This is a genomic window from Pseudomonas sp. Z2-11, from assembly GCF_054161305.1.
In genome coordinates, this window is the sequence record NZ_CP096395.1 from 1,854,517 (window position 1) to 1,876,624 (window position 22,108).

At 63.7% G+C, this 22,108-nt stretch carries 4 protein-coding genes and 1 pseudogene (1 of these 5 cut by a window edge); 4 read left to right on the forward strand and 1 reads right to left on the reverse strand.

Annotated features, from left to right (window positions below):
* The 4 genes and pseudogenes from M1E16_RS08405 to M1E16_RS08420 all read left to right on the forward strand — a co-directional run.
* A protein-coding gene (locus M1E16_RS08405; RefSeq protein WP_458129629.1) for a non-ribosomal peptide synthase/polyketide synthase crosses the window boundary here: on the forward strand, nt 1-10,908 show its 3' portion. Its footprint begins 2,682 nt before the window's first position; only the last 10,908 of its 13,590 coding nucleotides appear in the window; the start codon falls outside the window, past its left edge; it ends in the stop codon at nt 10,906-10,908.
* On the forward strand, nt 10,905-14,096 hold the full coding sequence (locus tag M1E16_RS08410) for a non-ribosomal peptide synthetase (RefSeq protein WP_458129630.1): 3,192 nt from the start codon (nt 10,905-10,907) through the stop codon (nt 14,094-14,096). Before M1E16_RS08405 ends, M1E16_RS08410 begins: the two co-directional genes overlap by 4 nt.
* Before the next feature lie 334 nt (nt 14,097-14,430).
* Entirely contained in the window at nt 14,431-16,899 is a 2,469-nt protein-coding gene (locus M1E16_RS08415) for a TonB-dependent siderophore receptor (RefSeq protein WP_458129631.1), read from the forward strand.
* Nucleotides 16,900-17,126: 227 nt separating this feature from the next.
* Nucleotides 17,127-17,240 (forward strand): annotated as a pseudogene (locus tag M1E16_RS08420) (nucleoid-structuring protein H-NS); the annotation flags it as partial.
* 744 nt (nt 17,241-17,984) lie between these two features.
* Here M1E16_RS08420 and M1E16_RS08425 read toward each other — a convergent pair.
* Nucleotides 17,985-22,106 carry an amino acid adenylation domain-containing protein gene (locus tag M1E16_RS08425; RefSeq protein ID WP_458129632.1) on the reverse strand — a complete coding sequence of 1,374 codons (4,122 nt, stop codon included), beginning with the start codon at nt 22,104-22,106 and terminating at the stop codon, nt 17,985-17,987.
* Between the last annotated feature and the right edge of the window lie 2 nt (nt 22,107-22,108).

Genomic DNA, 22,108 nt, shown 5'->3' on the forward strand with positions numbered 1-22,108 from the left:
GCCGAAGGCGTGGTCGAGTACCTCGGTCGGATCGACCATCAGGTGAAGATCCGCGGCCTGCGTATCGAGCTGGGGGAAATCGAAGCCGCGCTGCTGGCCCAGGACCGCGTGCGCGAAACCGTGGTGGTGGCCCACCAAGGCCCGACCGGCGCGCAATTGGTTGCCTACGTGGTGCCCGCCAGCGGCGCAGTGCCGGAGCCGGACGCGCCGTTGCGCACCGCACTCAAGGCGGCCCTCAAGGCGCAGTTGCCGGAATACATGGTGCCGGCGCACCTGTTGTTCCTGGCGCAACTGCCGCTGACGCCCAACGGCAAGATCGATCGCAAGGCCTTGCCGGCGCCCGAGGCCAGCGATTTGCAGCAGGCCTACGTGGCGCCGCGCAGCGAGGTCGAGCAACAGGTCGCGGCAATCTGGCAGGACGTGCTCAAGCTTGAACGCGTGGGGCTGGAAGACAATTTCTTCGAACTGGGCGGGCATTCGCTGCTGGTGACCCAGGTGGTCTCGCGGGTCCGTCGGGTGCTTGGCATCGAAGTGCCGCTGCGCAGCCTGTTTGAACACAGCACGTTGCAGGCGTTCGTCGCCGCCTTCGATACCACGACAGGCGAACAGGCCCCGGCCATGACGCCGGTGCCTCGCGACGCGCCGCTGCCGTTGTCCTTTGCCCAGGAGCGCCAGTGGTTCCTCTGGAAAATGGACCCCGACGGCGCCGCCTACAACATACCGACCGCGTTGCGGATGCGCGGCGCATTGGACAAGGACGCGCTGCGCAAGAGCTTTGCCGCACTGGTCCAGCGACACGAAAGCTTGCGCACCGCATTCGTGGAAGAGGATGGACGCACTGGCCAGGTGATTTGTGAGCAGGGCGAAGTCGACTATATCGAGCAGCGTCTGGAAGGGCGTGATATCCAGGCCTTCCTCGAACAGCAGACGCAACGCCCGTTCGATCTGCTGAATGACGCGCTGCTGCGCGTGGCGCTGTTGGAAGTGGCCGAGGAGGATCATCTGCTGGTGCTGACGCTGCATCACATCGTCTCCGACGGCTGGTCGTTACAGGTGATGGTCGATGACCTGATGAGCCTGTACTCGGCTTTCGTCCAGGGTCAATCGGCACAACTGCCGCCATTGGCGGTGCAATACGCCGACTACGCGGTCTGGCAGCGGCAATGGATGGCGGCCGGCGAGCGCGACCGCCAACTCGCCTACTGGTCGGCGCAACTGGGCGGCGAACAGCCGCTGCTGGAACTGCCCACCGACCACCCGCGCCCAGCGCAACAAAGCCTGCGCGGGGCACGCCTGCCGATCGTGCTGGATCGCGCCTTGAGCGATGACCTCAAGGCCCTGGCCCGGCAAGAAAACGTCACGCTGTTCGTGCTGTTGCTCGGCTCGTTCCAGGCATTGCTGCATCGCTACAGCGGCCAGGCCGACATCCGCGTCGGCGTGCCGATCGCCAACCGCCAGCGACTGGAAACCGAGCGCTTGATCGGGTTCTTCGTCAACACCCAGGTCCTGCGCAGCGAGTTCTCCGGCGACCTGACCGGCGCCGCTTTGCTGCAACAGCTCAAGCAGACGGCCATGGCCGCGCAGATGCACCAGGACCTGCCCTTCGAGCAACTGGTGGATGCCCTGCAGCCGCAGCGCAACCTGAGCCACAGCCCGCTGTTCCAGGCGATGTTCAACCACCGCAACGAAACCGCCGCGGTGTTTGCCAAGGCCTTGCCGGGGCTCGACGTCGAACCCGTAGGCTGGACGCAGCGCACCGCGCAATTCGACCTGAGCCTGGACACCGTCGAAAGTCCCCAGGGCCTGCACGCTGCCCTGACCTACGCCACCGACCTGTTCGAGCCGGCGACCATCGAGCGCATGGCCGGGCATTGGCTCAACCTGTTGCGCAGCCTGGTGCAGGACCTGCACCGCCCGGTGGCGCAATGGTCGCTGCTGGACGAGGACGAGCGTCGGCACATGCTCATCGGCTGGAACGCGACTGCGCGGCAATACCCGCTCGACCGCAGCGTCCAGGCGCTGATCGAGGAGCAGGTGCGCCGGACCCCGGATGCGCCTGCGCTGGTCTTCGGCGAGCAGCGCCTGAGCTATCGCGAACTCAACGCCCGGGCCAACCGCTTGGCCCATCGCTTGATCGACCTGGGCGTCGGCCCCGATGTGCTGGTGGGCATCGCCGTGGAACGTTCGGTGGAGATGGTGCTCGGGCTGTTGGCGATCCTCAAGGCCGGTGGCGCCTACGTGCCGTTGGACCCTGAGTACCCGCAGGATCGCCTGGCCTATATGTTCGAAGACAGCGGCATCGGTCTGCTGCTGACCCAGCAACACCTGCTTGATGCTTTGCCGATTCCGCAAGGACTGCGCAGTCTGCTACTGGACCTGCCCGCTGAGGAGTCGCATGCCGGTTGTGAGGAGAATCCCGACGTCAAGGTGCACGGCGAAAACCTGGCCTATGTCATCTATACCTCCGGTTCCACCGGCAAGCCCAAGGGTGCGGGCAATCGCCATTGCGCCCTGGTCAACCGGCTGTGCTGGATGCAGCAGGCCTATGGCCTCGATGCGACTGACAGTGTGTTGCAGAAAACGCCGTTCAGTTTCGACGTGTCGGTGTGGGAATTCTTCTGGCCGCTGCTGACCGGCTCGACGCTGGTGGTGGCCGCGCCGGGGGCCCATCGCGACCCGGCGCAACTGATCGAGCTGATCACGGCGCAGCGCATCACCACGCTGCACTTCGTACCGTCGATGCTCCAGGCGTTCGTGCAGGACCCGCGCGTGGCCGAATGTACCAGCCTCAAACGAATCGTCTGCAGCGGGGAAGCGCTGCCGGTGGATGCCCAGCAGCAGGTGTTCGCCAAGCTGCCGGATGCCAGCCTGTACAACCTCTACGGCCCGACCGAGGCGGCCATCGACGTGACCCACTGGACCTGCGTCGAGGAGGGCCGCGACAGCGTGCCGATCGGACAGCCGATCGCCAACCTCGGCACCTACATTCTCGACGATGAGCTGTCGCCGGTGCCGGTCGGGGTGATCGGCGAGCTGTACCTGGCGGGCGAAGGGCTGGCGCGCGGTTACCATCGGCGCGCGGCGTTGACCGCCGAACGGTTCGTCACCGCGCCGTTCGGCGCTGGCCAGCGCTTGTATCGCACCGGCGACCTGGCGCGTTATCGGGCCGATGGCGTGATCGAATACGCCGGCCGGATGGACCATCAAGTGAAAATCCGTGGCTTGCGCATCGAGTTGGGCGAAATCGAAGCGCGTCTGGCCGAACACGAGGCGGTACGCGAAACCGTGGTCCTGGCCCAGGACGGCACGTTGCTGGTGGCCTACGTGGTGCCGGCGCGCGCCGAGCTGCTGGTCGCCGATGACGCCGTTCGCCAGGCGCTGCAAGTGCGCCTCAGGGAACATCTGAGTCAGTCCTTGCCCGACTACATGGTGCCGCAACACTGGGTATGGCTGGAGAAAATGCCGGTCAGCCCCAACGGCAAGCTTGAGCGCAAGGCTCTGCCGAAGGCCGATCCGAGCGCCAGCCCGAAGAGCTACAGTGCCCCGGTCAGCGCCGTGGAAAACACTTTGGCCGCGATCTGGCAAAGCGTGCTCGGGCGCGAACGCGTAGGGCGGACCGACAATTTCTTCGAGCTGGGCGGCGATTCGATCATTTCCATCCAGGTGGTGAGTCGCGCCCGTCAGGCCGGGATTCATTTCAGTCCCAAGGACCTGTTCCTGCACCAGACCATCCAGGGCCTCGCCGGGGTGGCAACGACCGGTGACAACGGGCCGGTCATCGATCAGGGCCCGGTGATCGGGCAGACGGTATTGCTGCCGTTCCAGCAGTTGTTTTTCGAACAGGCCATGGCCGAGCCTCATCATTGGAACCAGTCGGTGTTGCTCAAGAGCTTGCGCGCCGTGGATGCCGCGCATCTGGAGCAGGCGTTGCAGGCCCTGGTCGAGCATCACGATGCGTTGCGCCTGGCCTTCGTCTGCGAGGCAGGCACCTGGACCGCTCGCCACAATACCTTGGCCGAACAGCGCACGCTCTGGCAGCGCTCGCCGCTGTTGTGGACCGCCGAGGTGGCCGATGCGCCGGCCCTTGAACGCTTGGCCGAACAAGCCCAACGCAGCCTCGACCTGCACGATGGCGCGCTGCTGCGCGGGGTGCTGGCGAGCCTGGCCGACGGCAGCCAGCGACTGTTGCTGATGATCCATCACCTGGTGGTGGACGGCGTGTCCTGGCGTGTACTACTGGAGGACCTGCAACAGGCGTACGAGCAGTTGCAGGCCGGTCAGGCGCCAACGTTGCCGGCCAAGACCACGGCTGCGCAGACCTGGGCGCAACGGTTGCAGGCCCATGCCGGCAGCACGACGTTGCAGTCCCAGCTGAAGTATTGGCAAGAGCAACTGCAAGGCGCCGGTCAGGACTTGCCTTGCGACCGCCCAGGGGGCGATTTGCGCAGGTGCCACGCGACCCAGGTCCAGACGCGGCTGGACAAGGACCAGACGCGACGTCTGTTGCAGCAAGCGCCGGCGGCTTATCGCACCCAGGTCAACGACCTGCTGCTGACCGCGCTGGCCCAGGTGATCGGCCGCTGGACTTCCCAGGCCTCGACCTTGATTCAGCTGGAGGGCCATGGCCGCGAGGCGCTGTTCGAAGATGTCGACCTGAGCCGCAGCGTCGGTTGGTTCACCAGCCTGTTCCCGGTGCGCCTGAGCCCGACGGCCACCACCGAAGGCTCGATCAAGGTCATCAAGGAGCAACTGCGGGCGATCCCAGACAAAGGGCTCGGCTTCGGCGTGTTGCGTTACCTGGGCGATGAACCGACGCGGCTCACCCTCGCGGCGCTGCCGGTGCCGCGCATCACATTCAACTACCTGGGCCAGTTCGACAGCGGCTTTGCCGACGACGCCGACGGCCTGTTTGTCCCGGCCAGCGAATCGGCGGGCGCGGCGCAGAGTCCGTTGGCGCCGCTGGACAACTGGCTGACGCTCAATGGCAGCGTCTATGCCGGCGAGTTGAGCATCGACTGGACGTTTAGCTCGCAAATGTTCGATGAAGCGACGATCCAGGCGCTGGCCGAGGATTACGCTGGGGAATTGCAGGCATTGATCGACCACTGTTGCGAGCCGCGGCACCACGGGTTCACGCCGTCGGACTTCCCCCTGGCCGGATTGCAACAGCAACAGTTGGACGCCTTGCCGCTGGTGGCGCGCGACGTGGAGGACATCTATCCGCTGTCGCCGATGCAGCAGGGCATGCTGTTCCACACGTTGTACGAGCAGCAGGCCGGCCACTACATCAACCAGATGCGCGTGGATGTCGAAGGGCTGGACGTCGAGCGCTTCCGCCAGGCCTGGCAAGCGGCGACCGACGCCCACGACGTGCTGCGCAGCGGTTTTGTCTGGGAGGGTGATTTCAAGCGTGCAGTGCAGGTGGTGCACAAGCGCGTAGCGGTCGCGTTACAGCTGCATGACGCACGTACGCAGGCTGACCTGCCTGAGCACCTGAGCACCCTCGCAACGGCCCAGCGCGAGCAAGGTTTTGCCCTCGATGCGGCGCCGTTGTTGCGGTTGGTGGTGGTGCGCGTGGCGCAGGAGCGTTATCACTTGATCTATACCAGCCATCACATCCTGATGGACGGCTGGAGCAACTCGCAGTTGCTCGGCGAAGTGCTGCAACGCTACAGCGGTCAACCCGTTGCCGTGTCCGGCAGCCGCTACCGCGACTACATCGCCTGGCTGCAACGCCAGGACGCGGCGGCCAGCGAAGCGTTCTGGAAACCGGCGCTGCAACAGCTGGAGGCGCCGACACGATTGGCCGATGCGGTGGCCAAACCGGCCGACATGGGCAGTGGTTACGGCGATCACGTCCACGTGCTGGACGAAGCGTCGACCCGTCGCCTGGAAGCCTTCGCCCGCGCCTCGAAAATCACCGTCAACACCCTGGTGCAAGCGGCGTGGCTGCTGCTGTTGCAGCGCTACACCGGTCGAGAAACGGTGGCCTTCGGGGCGACCGTGGCCGGGCGTCCGGCGGACTTGCCCGGCATCGAGCAGCAGATCGGCCTGTTCATCAACACCTTGCCAGTGATCGCCAGCCCTCGGGCCGAGCAGACCTTGGCCAGCTGGCTGCAAGCGGTGCAGGCGCAGAACCTGGCCTTGCGCGAGTTCGAGCACACCGCGTTGCTCGACATCCAGCGCTGGGCCGGGCAGGGCGGCGACGCGCTGTTCGACAGCCTGCTGGTGTTCGAGAACTACCCGATTGCCCAGGCATTGGAACAGGGCGCGCCGGACGGTTTGCGCTTTGGTTCGCCAGTGACCCAGGAGCAGACCAACTATCCGTTGACGCTGCTGGTGGGGTTGGAGCGGCAGTTGTCAGTGCACATGAGTTATCAACGGGCGAGCTTTGCTCCGGATATGGTTGAGCGGTTGGCGGCGCATCTGGGGCAGTTGCTCGGGCAGATGACTGTTCAAGGCGAGCGCTGCCTCGGTGAACTGTCGATGCTGGAATTCGATGAGCATCAGCGTTTGACCCATGACTGGAATCCGGTCGATGCGCCGTTCGAACAAGGCGTTTGTGTTCACCAACTGATCGCCCGCCAGGCGCAATCCACTCCTGACGCATTGGCGGTCACCTTTGCCAACACGCGCCTGAGCTACAGCGAACTCGACGGCCGCGCCAATCGCCTGGCCCACAAACTCATCGAACTGGGCGTCGGCCCGGAAGTGCGGGTCGGCGTGGCGATGCCGCGTTCCGAGCAGTTGCTGATCGCCTTGCTGGCGGTGCTCAAGGCCGGCGGCGCGTACGTGCCGCTGGACCCGGATTATCCGGCCGAACGCGTGGCCTACATGCTTGAGGACAGCCGTGCGCGGGTGTTGCTGACCGAGCAGGCGGTGGCGCAGACGCTGACGGTTCCGGCTGGCACCGAAGTGCTGATGCTGGACCGGATTGAGTTGAGCTCATATCCCTTTAACGCACCGGGCACAACGGTCACCCCAGACAACCTCGCCTACGTCATCTACACCTCCGGCTCCACCGGCAAACCCAAGGGCGTGGCCATCGCCCACCGCAATGTGCTGGCGCTAATCGACTGGTCCAGAACCGTCTACAGCCGCGACGATATCCAGGGCGTCCTGGCATCGACCTCGGTGTGCTTCGACCTGTCGGTGTGGGAGCTGTTTGTCACCCTCGCCAACGGCGGCTCGCTGATCATCGCCCGCAACGCCCTGGAACTGCCGCACCTGCCGGCCCGCGATCAGGTGCGCCTGATCAACACCGTGCCTTCGGCGATCGCCGCGTTGCAGCGCAGCGGCGAGATCCCGGACAGCGTGCGCATCATCAATCTGGCCGGTGAGCCGCTGAAGCAGAGCCTGGTGGATGCCCTCTACCCGACACCCAAAATCTGTGGGAGCGAGCTTGCTCGCGATAGCGGTGGGTCAGTCGATGAGGGGCTAACTGCCAGGACGCCATCGCGAGCAAGCTCGCTCCCACAGGTGGTGGGTGAACAGGTCGGTGGGGTTGAGCATGTCTACGATCTTTACGGCCCCTCGGAAGACACGACTTATTCCACCTGGACCCGCCGCACCGCCGGCGGTACGGCAAACATCGGTCGCCCGCTCAAGCACACCGCCAGTTACCTGCTCGACGCCAACCTGCAACCGGTGCCGCAAGGTGTCTCGGCGGAGCTGTACCTGAGCGGCGCGGGCATCACCCGGGGTTATCTCGGGCGCGCCGCGATGACCGCCGAGAAATACGTGCCGAACCCGTTCTCGACCACCGGCGAACGCCTGTATCGTACCGGCGACCTGTGCCGCTATCGCGCCGATGGCGTGCTCGAATACCAGGGCCGACTCGACCATCAGGTGAAGATCCGCGGCTTCCGCATCGAGCTGGGGGAAATCGAGGCGCGGCTGCTGCAACAAGCCGAGGTAAACGACGTCGCCGTGCTGGCCCAGGAAGGTCCCGGCGGGCAGCAGTTGGTGGCTTACGTGGCGGCCTCGACCGACGCGAATACTCTGCGCGATCAACTCAAGGCCAATCTCAAGGCGCACCTGCCCGACTACATGATCCCGGCCCACTGGCTGTTCCTCGATCACCTGCCACTGACCCCCAACGGCAAGCTCGACCGCAAGGCCTTGCCGAGCATCGAAACCGGGTCTTTGCAGGGCGGTTACGAGGCGCCGGCCAGCGAGCTGGAGCACCGGATCGCCGGCATCTGGCAAGAAGTGCTGGAAGTGGAACAGGTCGGGCGCAACGACCATTTCTTCGAGCGCGGCGGTCACTCCTTGCTGGCGACGCAGGCCATCTCCCGGTTGCGCAAGCTCACGCGTCATCCGCTGAGCCTGCGCGACTTGTTCGACCATCCGCAACTCAAGGCACTGGCGGCGCTGATGAGCGAGACCGGCGACGGCGCGGCGCGGGCCGGCGATTCCAGCCAGGTCCGACTCAAGGCCCATGGGCCACGGCAATCGGCACCGCTGTCGCTGGTGCAGCGACGGTTGTGGATCGCCGAGCAGCTGGCTGGCGGCACCTCGGCCTATGGCATGCCCATGGCGCTGCGGTTGTGCGGCGAGTTGTCGGTCGAGCGGCTGATGAGCAGCTTTGCCGAAGTGACACGCCGTCACGCCGTGCTGCGCACTGCGTATGTCCAGGATGACGAAGGCGATCCGCTGGCGCTGATTGCCGATGAGGTCCGGCTGGATTTCCCGTTGGTCGATCTGTCCGACCTGTCCCCCGGCACCCGGCAAGAGCAAGTGGCCCAGGCGATCCTGGACAACGCCAGTACCCCGATTGACCTGGAACAGGCGCCATTGCTGCGCGGGCGGATCCTGCGCCTGGGGCCGACCGAGCACGTGTTGTTGTACGCCATGCACCACATCATTTCCGATGGTTGGTCGATGGGGCTGTTGATCAATGAACTGGTGCAGATCTACGAAGCGTCCCTGCGCGGCGAGCCCATGCCGCTGGCGCCGCTGGAGGTCCAGTACCATGACTTCGCCTTGTGGCAGCAGGCGCTGGAAGACCAAGGCGTGCTGGCGCGCCAGGGCGATTATTGGAAGCAGCGGCTCGACGGTTACCACGGGCGTCTTGATTTGCCTTTGGACAATCCACGCGGCCAGACGGCCTCCTTTGCGGGCGATGCGCTGCAGTTCGAGCTGCCTGCCGGGCTGAGCGCGGCGTTGCGCCGGGTGTCGAGCGCGGCCGGCGTCACGCTGTACAGCACGTTGCTGGCGTCGTTCCAGGTGTTGTTGCATCGCCTCTGCGACGCGCAGGATCTTGTCGTCGGCGCTGACGTGGCCGGGCGCGAACAACCCGAGCTGGAGCGCCTGATCGGTTTCTTCGTCAACGTCCTGCCGTTGCGTTCGCGCTTTGCCGCCGATGTCGCCTTCAACCGGTTCCTGGCGCAGACCCAGGACCATCTGCTCGGCGCGCTGGAGCATCAGGACCTGCCGTTCGACCAGATCGTCGAGGCCGCGGGCGTGCCGCGACACAAGGGCATGAACCCGTTGCTGCAGGTGCTGTTCGTGATGAACAACGTGCCGGTGCGCACGCGTTCCATGGCCGGCTTGAGCGTCGAGTTCATGCCGGCGCTGCAGAACCATTCTAAATTCGACATGGCATTGTTCGTTGACGAAGAAGAAGGGCAGTTGCGCGGTAATTGGCAATTCGCCACAAGCTTGTTCGGACATGAGCGCATCCAGTACCTGATCCGGGCCTGGACGGCCCTGTTGGAACAGATCGTCGCTGATCAGGACATTCAATTGGGAGCTATCAGCATGCCAGTCGACAACGTGGCGACAGCCGCCACGCCTGCCAACGTCCCGGGGCCCAAGGCCGACAAACTGGGCAAGTTTCTCAAGCGTTCGGCGACCCCGGCCGCGCGGCCGCGTCCGGCGTTGGTGCGCGAATCGCTGGTGGCGGCGCCCCAGCGTTTCCCGCTGATGCTGGAGCCTGGCGAGCCGCACCTGGACGTCATCGAGTGGATCCGGCAGAACCGGCCGTTGATCGAGCAGAAGCTGGCCGAGCACGCCGGCATCCTCTTCCGTGGCTTCGAACTGGACGGTATCCAGGGCTTCGAAGCGTTCGCCGAAGCGATCCAGCCGGGGCTGTACGGCCAGTACGGCGACCTGCCGAAGAAGGAAGGCGGCAAGAACACCTACCGGTCCACGCCGTACCCGGAACGCAAGATGATCCTGTTTCACAACGAGAGCTCCCACCAGGACCGCTGGCCGCGCAAGCAGATGTTCTATTGCGAGCAGGCCGCACCCGTGGGCGGCGCGACCCCGGTGGTGGATTGCCGCCTGATGTACGAAAAGCTGCCGACGGACCTTCGCGAGAAGTTCGAAGACAAGGGTTTGCTGTACGTGCGCACCTTCACCGACAAACTCGACGTGTCGTGGCAGCACTTCTTCAAGACCGAGGATCGCCTTGAAGTGGAGGCCCGCTGCCGGGCTGGCGGCATCCAGTGGCGCTGGCTCGATAACGATGAACTGCAGACCCGCACGCCGGGGCCGGCGATCATCACGCACCCGATCACCGGGGAAAAATCCTTCTTCAACCAGGTGCAGCTGCATCACATCCATTGGCTGGAGCCGGACGTGCGCCAGGACCTGTTGTCGATGTACGGCCTGGAGCGCATGCCCCGGCACGTGTACTACGGCGACGGCACACCGATCGAAGACGAGGTGATGGCGCGTATCGGTGAGTTGTACGAAGCCTGCGCGGTGCGTTTCGACTGGCAGAAAGGTGACGTGATCCTGTTGGACAACATGCTCGTGGCCCACGCCCGCGACCCGTACGAGGGGCCGCGCAAGATCGTCGTCGCCATGGGCGATATGTACGACCACGCCAGCCTGGAGCGTCCAGCGGGCGCCGGGCGATCGGTCCGTGGCGCATTCAATACCGAGGAAAGCGGAGCATGAACGAGGTGACGATGGACACGCAGGAAGCGGGTTTCGCCCTGACGCCCGAGCAGCAACGGGCACTTGAGCAACTGTCGGGCACGGTGACCTGCGGCGAGGCCTTGCGTTGGCTGAACGTGGTTATCGACGGTGATCTCGACCCGCAGCGATTGCAGGTCGCCTTCGACACGCTGGTGGCGCAGCAGCCGATGTTGCTGGCGCGACTGACCAAGGTCGGCGGTTTCCACGGTTTGCGTCAGGTGGCCCATGCGGGACGCTTCCCACTGACGATACAAGCCAGCGAACAACCGGCCGAGGAAGTCCGGGCGCAGATCAGCGAGACGCTCGGCCGGGCTTTTGTGCTCGGCGAATCGGCCAGTGTCCAGGCGGTGCTTTATCGTCTGGCGTCTCGGCAATGGCAACTGCTGCTGGGCGTCGCCCGCCACAGCGCGGATGCGCCGTCGATGAACCTGCTGCTTGAACAGCTACGGCAGGCTTACGCCGGCGATGTGGCGGAGGAAGAGGCGCCCGGCGAGTTTGCCCAGTACCTGGAGTGGCGCAGCGAAGTGGTGCTGGATGAAGATGCCGGCACTGCAAGAAATTACTGGCAGCAGCATTTGCACGGCCTGCAGACGGCGATCGACACGCCGTGGCTGGCTGCGCGTCGTGCTGGCGGTGGAACAGCCGATGCGCAGATTTCGCTGATCTTCGAGCCGGCCCGACGCGACGCCTTGCAACGGTTGGCCGAGCAGCTCGGCCAACCGCTGGCGACGTTGCTGCAAGGCGCATGGTGGGTGCTGCTGGGACGCCTGGGTGGCCTTGAGCAAGCGCTGGTCGGCGTGCGCCACGACAGCCGTGGCGACTATGACTACTTCGCCAATGCCTTCGGCGTGTTCGAAAAGAACCTGCCGCTTTACGTTCCATTGCCCGCCGACGCGCCGTTCGGCGAGTGGTTGGTGGAGCTGGCGACGCGTCTCGAAACCCATCGCACCTGGCAGGAATACTGGACGCCGGAACTGGCGTCGGAGGCGGCGTATCCGGCCTATGGCTTCGCGATTGCCCCGGCGAATTCTGTTCGCAGCGGCGCTGGCCTGACGTGGGCGACTGAGCCCTTGCCTGGGCGGGATGCGTTCGAATTGCTGCTGCAGATTCAACTGGACGACACCCAACAGCTGGTTGCGGTCGACCTCTGCTATGCCCGCTCGGGTTATTCGCAGTCCGCGGTCCGCAGCGTGCTCGAACAATACGAGGTGCTGCTGGCCTCGATCCTCGTGGCTGGGCACACGCCACTGGCGCAGCTCAACTTGCTCGGCGACGCCGAGGAGCAGCGTTTGCGGGCGATCAACCCGGCGATGCAGGCATTGGTGGATAACCGTTACCTGCCGCAGCGCATCGCCGAGCTGGCGCTGCAGACGCCGGACGCCATCGCCCTGAGCGAGGCTGGTCAATCGCTGAGCTACGGTCAGTTGAAAGATCAGGTCGAGCGCGTCGCACAGGGCCTCATGGACCAAGGCCTGGGCGAAGGGTCGATTGTTGCCCTGGCCTTGCCGCGCTCGGCGGAACTGGTGATCGCGATGCTGGCAAGCTGGCGCATCGGCGCGGCTTATCTGCCGTTGGATATCCAGTGGCCCCAGGCCCGTCAGGCGTTGATGCTGGAGCAGGCCGGTGCCGCTGTGTTGCTCACCGATGCAACACATTTGCCTGCCTGGCAGGCGCAGCCGTTCAAGGCGCTGGCAATCGCCGAGCTTGATCGTTCTTCAAACACGCCGTTGCCGGCCCTCACGACCAAGGGCAATGACATTGCCTATGTGTTGTTCACCTCAGGTTCCACCGGCGTGCCCAAGGGCGTGGTGATCGAGCATCGGCAATTGCTCAACTACACCGCCCAGGCCAGCCAGGCGTTGGGGCTGAGCCAGTGCAAACACGTCGCTTTGAGCTCTACCGTGGCGGCGGACCTGGGCAATACGGCGCTGTTTGGCGCGTTGTTCAATGGCGCGACCTTGCATGTGGCCAGTGATGAACAGATGCAGGACGGCGCGCTCTTTGCCGGGTTCCTGCGAGAACAACAGATCGACTGCCTGAAAATCGTGCCGTCGCACCTCGCGGCGTTGCTCGACAGTGAGCAGGCGACGCTGCCGCACGTCCTGGTACTTGGCGGCGAGCCGATTGCGCCAACGCTGGTCGAGCGTATCGCCCGGTTGCGCAGCGATTGCCGGGTGTTCAACCACTATGGGCCGACCGAAGCCACGGTCGGAGTGATGATCCATAGGTTGGCGCTGGATGGCGCTGCCGATGATTGTTCGGCACTGACCCAGGTGCTGGGCAATAACCAGGTCTACGTGCTGGACGCTGACAGGCGCCTGGCGCCGGTGGGTGTGCTGGGCGAGGTGTACCTGGGCGGTGCGCAGTTGTGCCGGGGTTACGTAAATGCCAAGGCGGACGAGCAGACGTTCATCCCGAGCCCATTCGACCCGGCGCAGCGCCTGTACCGCACCGGCGACCTGGCGCGTTATCGCCCGGACGGCGGGATCCAGTTGCACGGTCGCCGCGATCAACAGGTCAAGGTGCGCGGGTTCCGCATCGAACTGGCGGAAATCGAGGCCGAGCTACTACGTGTACCGCAGGTGACCGAAGCGCTGGTATTGCCCGGCGAGCAGGGCTTGTTGGCATTTGTCGTGCCCCGGCAAGGCCTGTCTTCGGGCGTGCTCGACGCCGCGCGCGTCGAACTGAGCGCGCGCCTGCCCGGCGTTATGGTGCCGCAGCAGCTGCAGCTGATCGAACGTTTCCCACGGCTGGCCAACGGCAAGATCGATCGCAAGGCGTTGCAGCAGTTGGCGGTCGTGATCAGCGATGAGGAGGATGCCGCGCCGCGCGATGCGCTGGAGCAACTGCTGGCCGCGCGCATGGCGCAATTGCTTGGGCTTGAACGATTGGGCATCGAGCGCGACTTCTTCGCCGCCGGCGGCCATTCACTGCTGGTGATCAAGCTGGTGGCCGGCATTCGCAAGTTGTTGCAGTGCGACATCCATCCTGGGCTGGTCTTCGATCATCCGACCGTGGCGTCCCTGGCCATGGCCTTGCGAGCGGTGGAGGGCAGTCCGGGGCAACTGGAAAAAATCGCTCAGGTACGTTTGCGCATGGAAGCGCTGAGTCCCGAGGAAAAGGCCCGGCTAACCGAGCAGGCTCGGCAACTGCAAGCTGCCAAGTGAGGTTTTGATCGTTCCCACGCGGGAGCGTAGGAACGATCGCTTCAATCAACAAGAGGCCGGTGCCCGTTCGCATCGGCTTTTTTTTTGAGCTTTTGCGCGAATGATAAATAAACTCATTCCGGTTTTTCCCAGGTGCTGCGTCTTACTAAGGTATGCGGGCAAATCGGCTCGGGCAGGGCTGCCCAGGCGCCGGTCGTGTCCAGGAAAAATTTAGCTGTCGTCCAGTCGGATGACCGTACCCGGGGAGGGGTCGGTCAGCGGTACACCGTGCTGGCGAGCGGCAGGCCCTTCGGCCCCCATGGACTTTTCACTTCTACCAATAATAGAGAGCACGATGTCGGCAATTCATGAGTTGAAACCGCTGTTTAAGGCATTGGTCATGTCCCGCGGCCTGCGTTCGCGCCGGGTGTTGACGGGCCTGGGTCTGGTCTGCGTGTTGCCATTGAGCGCCCAGGTGATGGCTGAAAACGTCAGCATCAACATCCCTGCGCAACCGCTGCCGCAGGCATTAAAAGCGTTCGGCGAGCAGACCAACCAACAAGTGATCTATAACGCCGACGAACTGGCCGGCCTGAAAAGCAATCGCGTCAGCGGCAAGATGAGCCCGCAAGCGGCCATCACCGAATTGCTCAAGGGCACCGGCGTGCGCCACAGCCTCGAGGGCAATACCCTGATGCTGGTAAAGGGCTCCGGCGCAGGCCTGGAACTGGGCGCGACCACCATCAACGCGCAGCAGCCGGAGGCCACCACCGAAGGCAGCAACTCGTACACCAGTAATGCCGTGACCATCGGCAAGGGCACTCATACCCTGAAGGAGATTCCGCAGTCGATCACGGTGATGACGCGCAAGCAGATGGATGACCAGAACCTGGTCAGCCTCAAGGACGCCGTCAACCAGACCACTGGCGTCGTCGGCCTGCAGGGCGTCGGTCAGGGCATGATCCTGTCGTCGCGCGGTTTCCAGATCGATGACTGGCAGTACGACGGTGTGCCGATCCCGCGTAACACCTACTCGCTGGGCAACTGGGCAACCCAGGACCTGATCTTCTTCGACCGCCTGGAAATTCTCCGTGGTGCGTCCGGCCTGCTGCAAGGCACCGGCAGCCCCGGCGGCGCCGTCAACCTGGTGCGCAAGCGTGGCCAGAGCGCCCCGACCGTTACCCTGACCGGCAAGGCCGGCTCCTGGGATCACTACGGCCTGCAACTGGACGCCGGCGGCCCGCTGAACGAAGCCGGCAACATCCGCGGTCGTATCGTCGCCGACGAAGACCAGAGCCATTCCTTCGTCGATCATGCCTGGAACAAGACCCACTCGCTCTACGGCTCGCTGGACATCGACCTGAGCGAAGACACCACCCTGGGCTTCGCGGCCAGCCAATCCAATGGCGAGTCGCGTGGCAACATCCGCGGCCTGCCACGCTACGCCGATGGCTCGATGCCGGACGTGTCGCGCTCGACCTACACCGGCGCGCGCTGGAACCGTTCCGATATCGACGTCACCACGCTGTACGCCGACCTGGAGCATCGCTTCAACGAGGATTGGGCGTTCAAGGTCGGTGCCGTGCAGATGACCGAAGACAACCAGGCGAAAAACCAGCGCACGCAAAGTCCTGGCGGCCTGCTGCCGGATGGCAGCCGCGTGCAATATGCCGACTTCGTGACTGACTTCCAGTCCACCAAAGTGGGTCTGGACATGAACCTGGTCGGCAAGTTCGAAGCCCTGTCGATGGAGCAGGAGGTCATGCTCGGCGGCAACTACTCCCAGCTGGAGACGGACGACAAATACGCCCGGACCTTCAACAGCAGCACCGACAATATCTTCGACCTCGACAACAACCGTCCGGACATCAGCTATGAGGGCCTGATCAACAGCCCGGGTGGCATGGGCACACTGAGCAAGTACGACATCCGCCAGAAAGGCATATACGGTACCTGGCGCGTCAAGCCGGTGGACGACCTGACGCTGATCCTCGGCTCCCGGGTCAGCTGGTATGACTTCAGCTACAAGTCGAAAACGGAACGGGCAACCGGTATTACCCCCAACGCGCCGAGCACTGGAAGTGAGACGGGGGAGGTCACGCCATACGCCGGTATCGTCTACGATTTGAGTCGTGAGTGGGCGGTGTACGCCAGTTACACCGACGTGTTCCAGCCGCAGACCAACGTTGATGCCAACGGTTCCGTGCTCAAGCCCGTCATCGGCACCAACTATGAAGTGGGTCTTAAAGGTGAATTGATGGACGGTCGGGTCAATACTTCCCTGGCTGTCTTCCGCTACGACCATGAAAACCGTGCGGTCAATGACGGCGGTTCGGGATGTGGTGGCTTCGGTTGCTCGACAGCCTCGGGCAAGGTGCGTAGCCAGGGCATCGAGGCCGAAATCAGCGGTGAGGTGGTCGACAATCTGCAGCTGTTCGCGGGCTATACCTACAACACCACCAAATACCTGAAAGATCCGGATAACGAAGGCAGTGTCTTCAGTACCTGGACGCCGAAACACATGCTCCGGGTGTGGGGCAACTACCAGTTCACCGGTGACTGGAACCGGTTCAACGCGGGCCTGGGCTTCACTACCCAAAGCCATACGCAGGTCTTCGACCTCAACTATGACGTACCGGGTTACACCGTGTGGAATGCCCGTGTCGGCTATCAGTTGACGCCGGAGATCGGGTTGGCGGTCAATGCCAACAACCTGTTTGACAAGACGTACATCACGCCGGCTTACAACCAGATCAACGGTAACAACAACTTCGGCGATCCTAGGAATTTGATGTTTACCGTGAAATATACACCGCAGTTTTGATCTGATCTAAGGCGGAAGGCCGATCCGCTGTGGTTTTGCGGGTCGGTTTTTTTTGTGCATATCCATTTCTTTGGTTATGGCCGCTGGCGGTTTCGCTTTTACAGCGACTCACTTTTATGAAGCGTAAAAGTAAGCAAAACGCTTTTGCCCCACCACTCGGCACCTCGCTCAGGCTCGGTGTGCCCTCACTCCGGCATTGCTCCGTGGGCCGCCGCGAAGGGCCATCCCTGGCCCAGCGCGGCTATCCCGGCATCCTTGCCGGGATGCCCACTCCACAATGCCTGCGTTCGGCCAGCGTGGTTAATGGGGCGCCCGAGATCAACGTCCACCGCGAGGCGGCCTTAAAGCCGACCTGGTTCTTGCTGGGGTCCGCGTTCCTTCTGTGGGAGCGAGCCTGCTCGCGAAGGGGCCAGCACACTCAACATCTTCATTGACTGGCACTCCGCCTTCGCGAGCAAGCTCGCTCCCACATTGGATTTTCAACAGAACAGATTTCACGGCCCACAGGGAGTCACTGTGGGAGCGAGCTTGCTCGCGAAGGGGCCGGCACATCCAACATCTTCATCGACTGACACTCCGCCTTCGCGAGCAAGCTCGCTCCCACACTGGATTTTCGACAGAACAGATTTCACGGCCCACAGGGAATCACTGTGGGAGCGAGCCTGCTCGCGAAGGGGCCGGCACATCCAACATCTTCATCGACTGACACTCCGCCTTCGCGAGCAGGCTCGCTCCCACAGAAGGAACGCGGACCCCAGCAAGAACCAGGTCGGCTCTAAGGCCGCCTCGCCGTGGACGTTGATTGCGGCGCCCCATTAACCACGCTGGCCGAACGCAGGCATTGTGGAGTGGGCATCCCGGCAAGGATGCCGGGATAGCCGCGCTGGGCCAGGGATGGCCCTTCGCGGCGGCCCACGGAGCAATGCCGGAGTGAGGGCATGCCGAGCCTAGGCGAGGCACCAAGTGGTGGGGCAAAAGCGTTTTGCTTACTTTTGCGCTTCTCAAAAGTGAGCCGCCGTAAGGGCGGAACCCTAAGCAGCCGTTACCGAAAAACCGGATATACACACCGATCAACTAATCAAGCGCTACCCCGCCAAGCCCCCCAAAAACACCTCAACCAACGAATCAAGCAACCCCTCATCAAAGATCATGCCCCGATGGCGCAACGGAGAATGCACCGAGCACTGCAACTCGCCAGTCAAGCTATGTTCCCTGACCAACGCCTCGCAAAACGCCAGCTCTTGCGGTGTTTTCTCCGCCTCGGTCCACCAGCAGCTGGGACGTACCCGTACCGGCTTGAAAGTGAACCCTTCAAAGGCCTCCAGCAACCGGTCATGCACCGAGAACGCCAGGGCATTCATGACCTCTTCCTTGACGCTCTGCACGACCGACAGCAAGTCGCCTCGCTCAGGCTCGATCTGGCCGGCGGCCCACTCGTGGAAGGCCTTGACCGAGCTGTCAGGGTGTTCCCGTCGAAAGACCGCGGTGCGTTCCGTAAGAGCAGGGAACAGCAGATCGAAATACTCGATTGCCTCATGCAGATCCTGCGAGGTCGGGTCGGTTTTTTTCTCCGCAAGCAGTTCCCGATGACGCGGCAACGTCGCGGGATACAGGTGCTCGGGAATCGTACTGTCCACCAGCCCCAGGAAACCCACCGTATGACCCTGGCTTTCAAGGGTTGCCGCGATGTCCAGGGCAATCGCCCCGCCCAGGGACCATCCCATCAGGTAATACGGACCCTCTGGCTGAGCCGAGACGATTTCCTGGCTGTAGTCGGCAATCATCTGGTGCCAGGCCTCGGGGCCCGCATGGGGTTCGCTGAAGCCGCGGTGCATGACGCCGAAGGTGCGTGCGCGATTTTGCAGTTTGCGCGCCAGTGGCTGGTAGCAGAAGACGATGCCCCCGCTGGGGTGCAGGCAGAACAGCTGCGGTGCGCTGGCGGGCGCGTTGTTCAGGGCGACGAGGCACTGCGTCTGCTCGCGGTGTTTTTGCGAAATGAACCGGGCCAGTTCGGCGATGCTCGGGTTGGCCAGCAGTTCTTGCAGGCGCACCGTGTGGTTCAGGCGTGCCTTGAGGTTGGCGATGAGCTCGATCGCCAGGATCGAATGCCCACCCAGCTCAAAAAAACTGTCGCTGATACCCACGCGCTCGACCTTCAGCGACTGTTGCCAGAGTTGCACCAGGGCCTGTTCCAACTGCGTGCGGGGCGCCACGTAGGTCGAATGCCGGAGGTCGGCGTCCGGTTCCGGCAAGGCCTTGCGATCGAGCTTGCCGTTGGCATTGAGCGGCAAGTGATCGATGAATAACAGATGGCTGGGCACCATGTAGTCCGGCATCTGCGTTTTCAGCGCAGTCAGCAGGCCTTCGCGCAACTCGGCCGAGGCCGGTTGCGTCGGGATGACGTAGGCGATCAATTGCAGGCCGCCCGGGCCTTCATGGGTCAACACCACGCAATCGCGGACCGCCGGAAGCATTTGCAGGCGCGCCTGGATCTCGCCCAACTCGATACGGAAGCCGCGGATCTTGACCTGATGATCGAGGCGTCCGATGTATTCGATGCTGCCGTCGCAGAGGTAGCGGGCCAGGTCCCCGGTGCGGTACAGGCGTCCGCCCGGCAGTGGGTCGAACGGGTCTGGAATGAAACGGCTGGCGGTCAGGTCGGCGCGCTGGTGGTAACCACGGGCCAGGCCCGCGCGACCGACGTACAGCTCGCCGATGCAACCCTTGGGCACCGGGTTCAGGTGCGCATCGAGCAAATACCAGGACAGATCGACGATGGGCTCGCCGATGGGGCTGGCGGCCTCGCCATGCAAATCCTGCAACGACAGCGGCCGCCAGGTGACATGCACCGTGGTTTCGGTGATGCCGTACATGTTGATCAATTCTGGTGTCTGGTCGCCGAAACGTTCGAACCAGGGGCGCAGGCTCTGCACATCAATCGCTTCACCGCCGAAAATCACTTGTCGCAACCGGTGGACGAGCGTCTGTTGAGGGGCGCAGGCCACCTGCAGCAATGACTTGAATGCCGATGGGGTCTGGTTGAGCACCGTGACCTTTTCCTGGCAGACGAGGGCGTAGAAATCCTCGGGCGAACGGCTCACGGCGTGGGGCACGATGACCAGTCGACCGCCATGCAGCAGGGCACCGAAGATCTCCCACACGGAAAAATCGAAGGCGTAGGAGTGAAACAGGCACCACACGTCCTGCTGGCCGAAACCGAACCAATGGTCGGTGGCCTGGAACAATCGGCTGACGTTGTGGTGCGCGAGCAGTGCGCCTTTGGGTTTGCCGGTGGAGCCGGAGGTGTAGATCACGTAGGCCAGGTTGTCCGGATCCATCGGCACGTGCGGATTGTGTTCGGGACAGGTGCTGACGGCATCGACCGGATCCAGCAACAGGCAGTCGACGCCGACGGGCAGCGCCAGCGAATCAAGCAGGTGGGCCTCGGTCAGGATCTGCCTGACGCCGCTGTCCTCGATCATGTAGGCCAGGCGATCAGCCGGGTAGGCCGGGTCCAGCGGTACGTAGGCGCCGCCGGCCTTGAGAATCGCCAGCAGGCCGATGATCATCTGTGGCGTGCGTTCTACCGCGATGCCGACCAGCACGTCTGGCCCGACGCCTTGTTCGATCAAACGATGGGCCAATTGGTTGGCGTGTCGATTGAGCTCGGCATAGCTCATGTGCTGCCCTTCGAACGTCAGCGCTATCGCCTCTGCGGTGTTGGCGGCGTGGGTTTCGATCACCTGGTGCAGGCACTGTTCGTTGCGCAACCGGGTCGGCCGGCGGTTCCAGTCGTTCAGGGTCAGCCGCTGTTCATCGGCGCTCAACAACGGTAGCTCGCCGAGGGCGCAGCCGGGCGTTTCGATCAGGCCGCGCAGCAGGTTCTGCCAATGCTCGGCCATGCGCTCGATGGTTTGCGCGCGGTACAGGTCACGGCTGTATTCGAAGGTCGCCACGGTCTGCTGTTGTGAATAGTCGACATCCAGCGACACGTCGAACTTGGCCTGGTTTTCGCCGGTGTCGAGAAACTCCAGCATAAATTGCTCCGGACTTGGCAGCGACGCCGCCTGTGATCCGGTGCGCCAGTTGAACAGGACCTGAAACAGCGGGTTGGCGCCCAATTGATCGAGGATCAATTCCAGCGGGTAATCGGCATGCTCCAGCGCGGCGAGGGACTGCACGCGCAGATCGCGGAGAAAATCCAGCGCGCTGCGGGTCGAGTCGATCCGCGCCCGGTACACCTGGCTACTGACAAAAAAACCTACCAGGTCCTGGCTTTCATGGTTGTTGCGGTTGGCGTTGGGAACGCCGACGGTGAAGTCGTTCTGGCGGCTGTAGCGGGCCAGCAGCAATTGCCAGGCACCCAGTGCTACCACGAACGGCGTCAGCCCCTGGCGTTGGCAGAACGTGTCGAGCGCCTGGACCATCGCCGGGGCCAGCGCCACCTGCACACGGCCGGCCATGTGTGTCTGGCTCGCGGTGCGCGCAAAGTCCTGTGGCAGTTCTAGTGTCGGCAGGTCGTGGCCCAGGTACTCGCTCCAGTATTCGCCGCCGCGCTGGCAGGCCAGGCTCTGCAAGTACTCGCCGCGTTGCCACTTCGCGTAGTCGGCGTATTGCAGGGGCAACGGCGGCAGCGGTGACGGATCGCCCAGCAAGCCCTGGGCATAGGCCTGGGTCATGTCCTGCATGAGGATCGTGTTGGACCAGGCATCGGACACGATGTGATGCATATTCAGCAACAGCACATGTTCCGCAGGGCTCAGCCTGAGCAGTGTGGCCCGCATCAGCGGCGCCTGGGTGAGATCGAACGGTCGCCGGGCGTGTTGCTCGATGCGCTGCGAAAGCGTCGGCTGGTCGAGCCCGGCGAGGTCTTCGCGATGCAGGACCAGGCAGGCGTTGCGCTCAACCACCTGGGTCGCGGCGCCGTCGATTTCGATGAACGCGGTGCGGAGGATGTCGTGCCGGTCGATGACCCGATTCAGCGCTTGCTCCAGGGCATCGGCATTCAGCTCGCCCGTCAGGCGCAGGGCACGTGGCAGGTTGTAGGCCGACCGGGTCGGGTCGCGCTGTTGTTCCAGCCACAAGCGTTGCTGGGCGAAAGACAAGGGCGCGCGGTCCAGCCGGCTGCGGTTGGACCGCGCGTGCAGATCGTCGGCGGCGTCATCGAGCAGCAGCGCCAGCAGATCATCATCTAGCAATTCGTTCATGG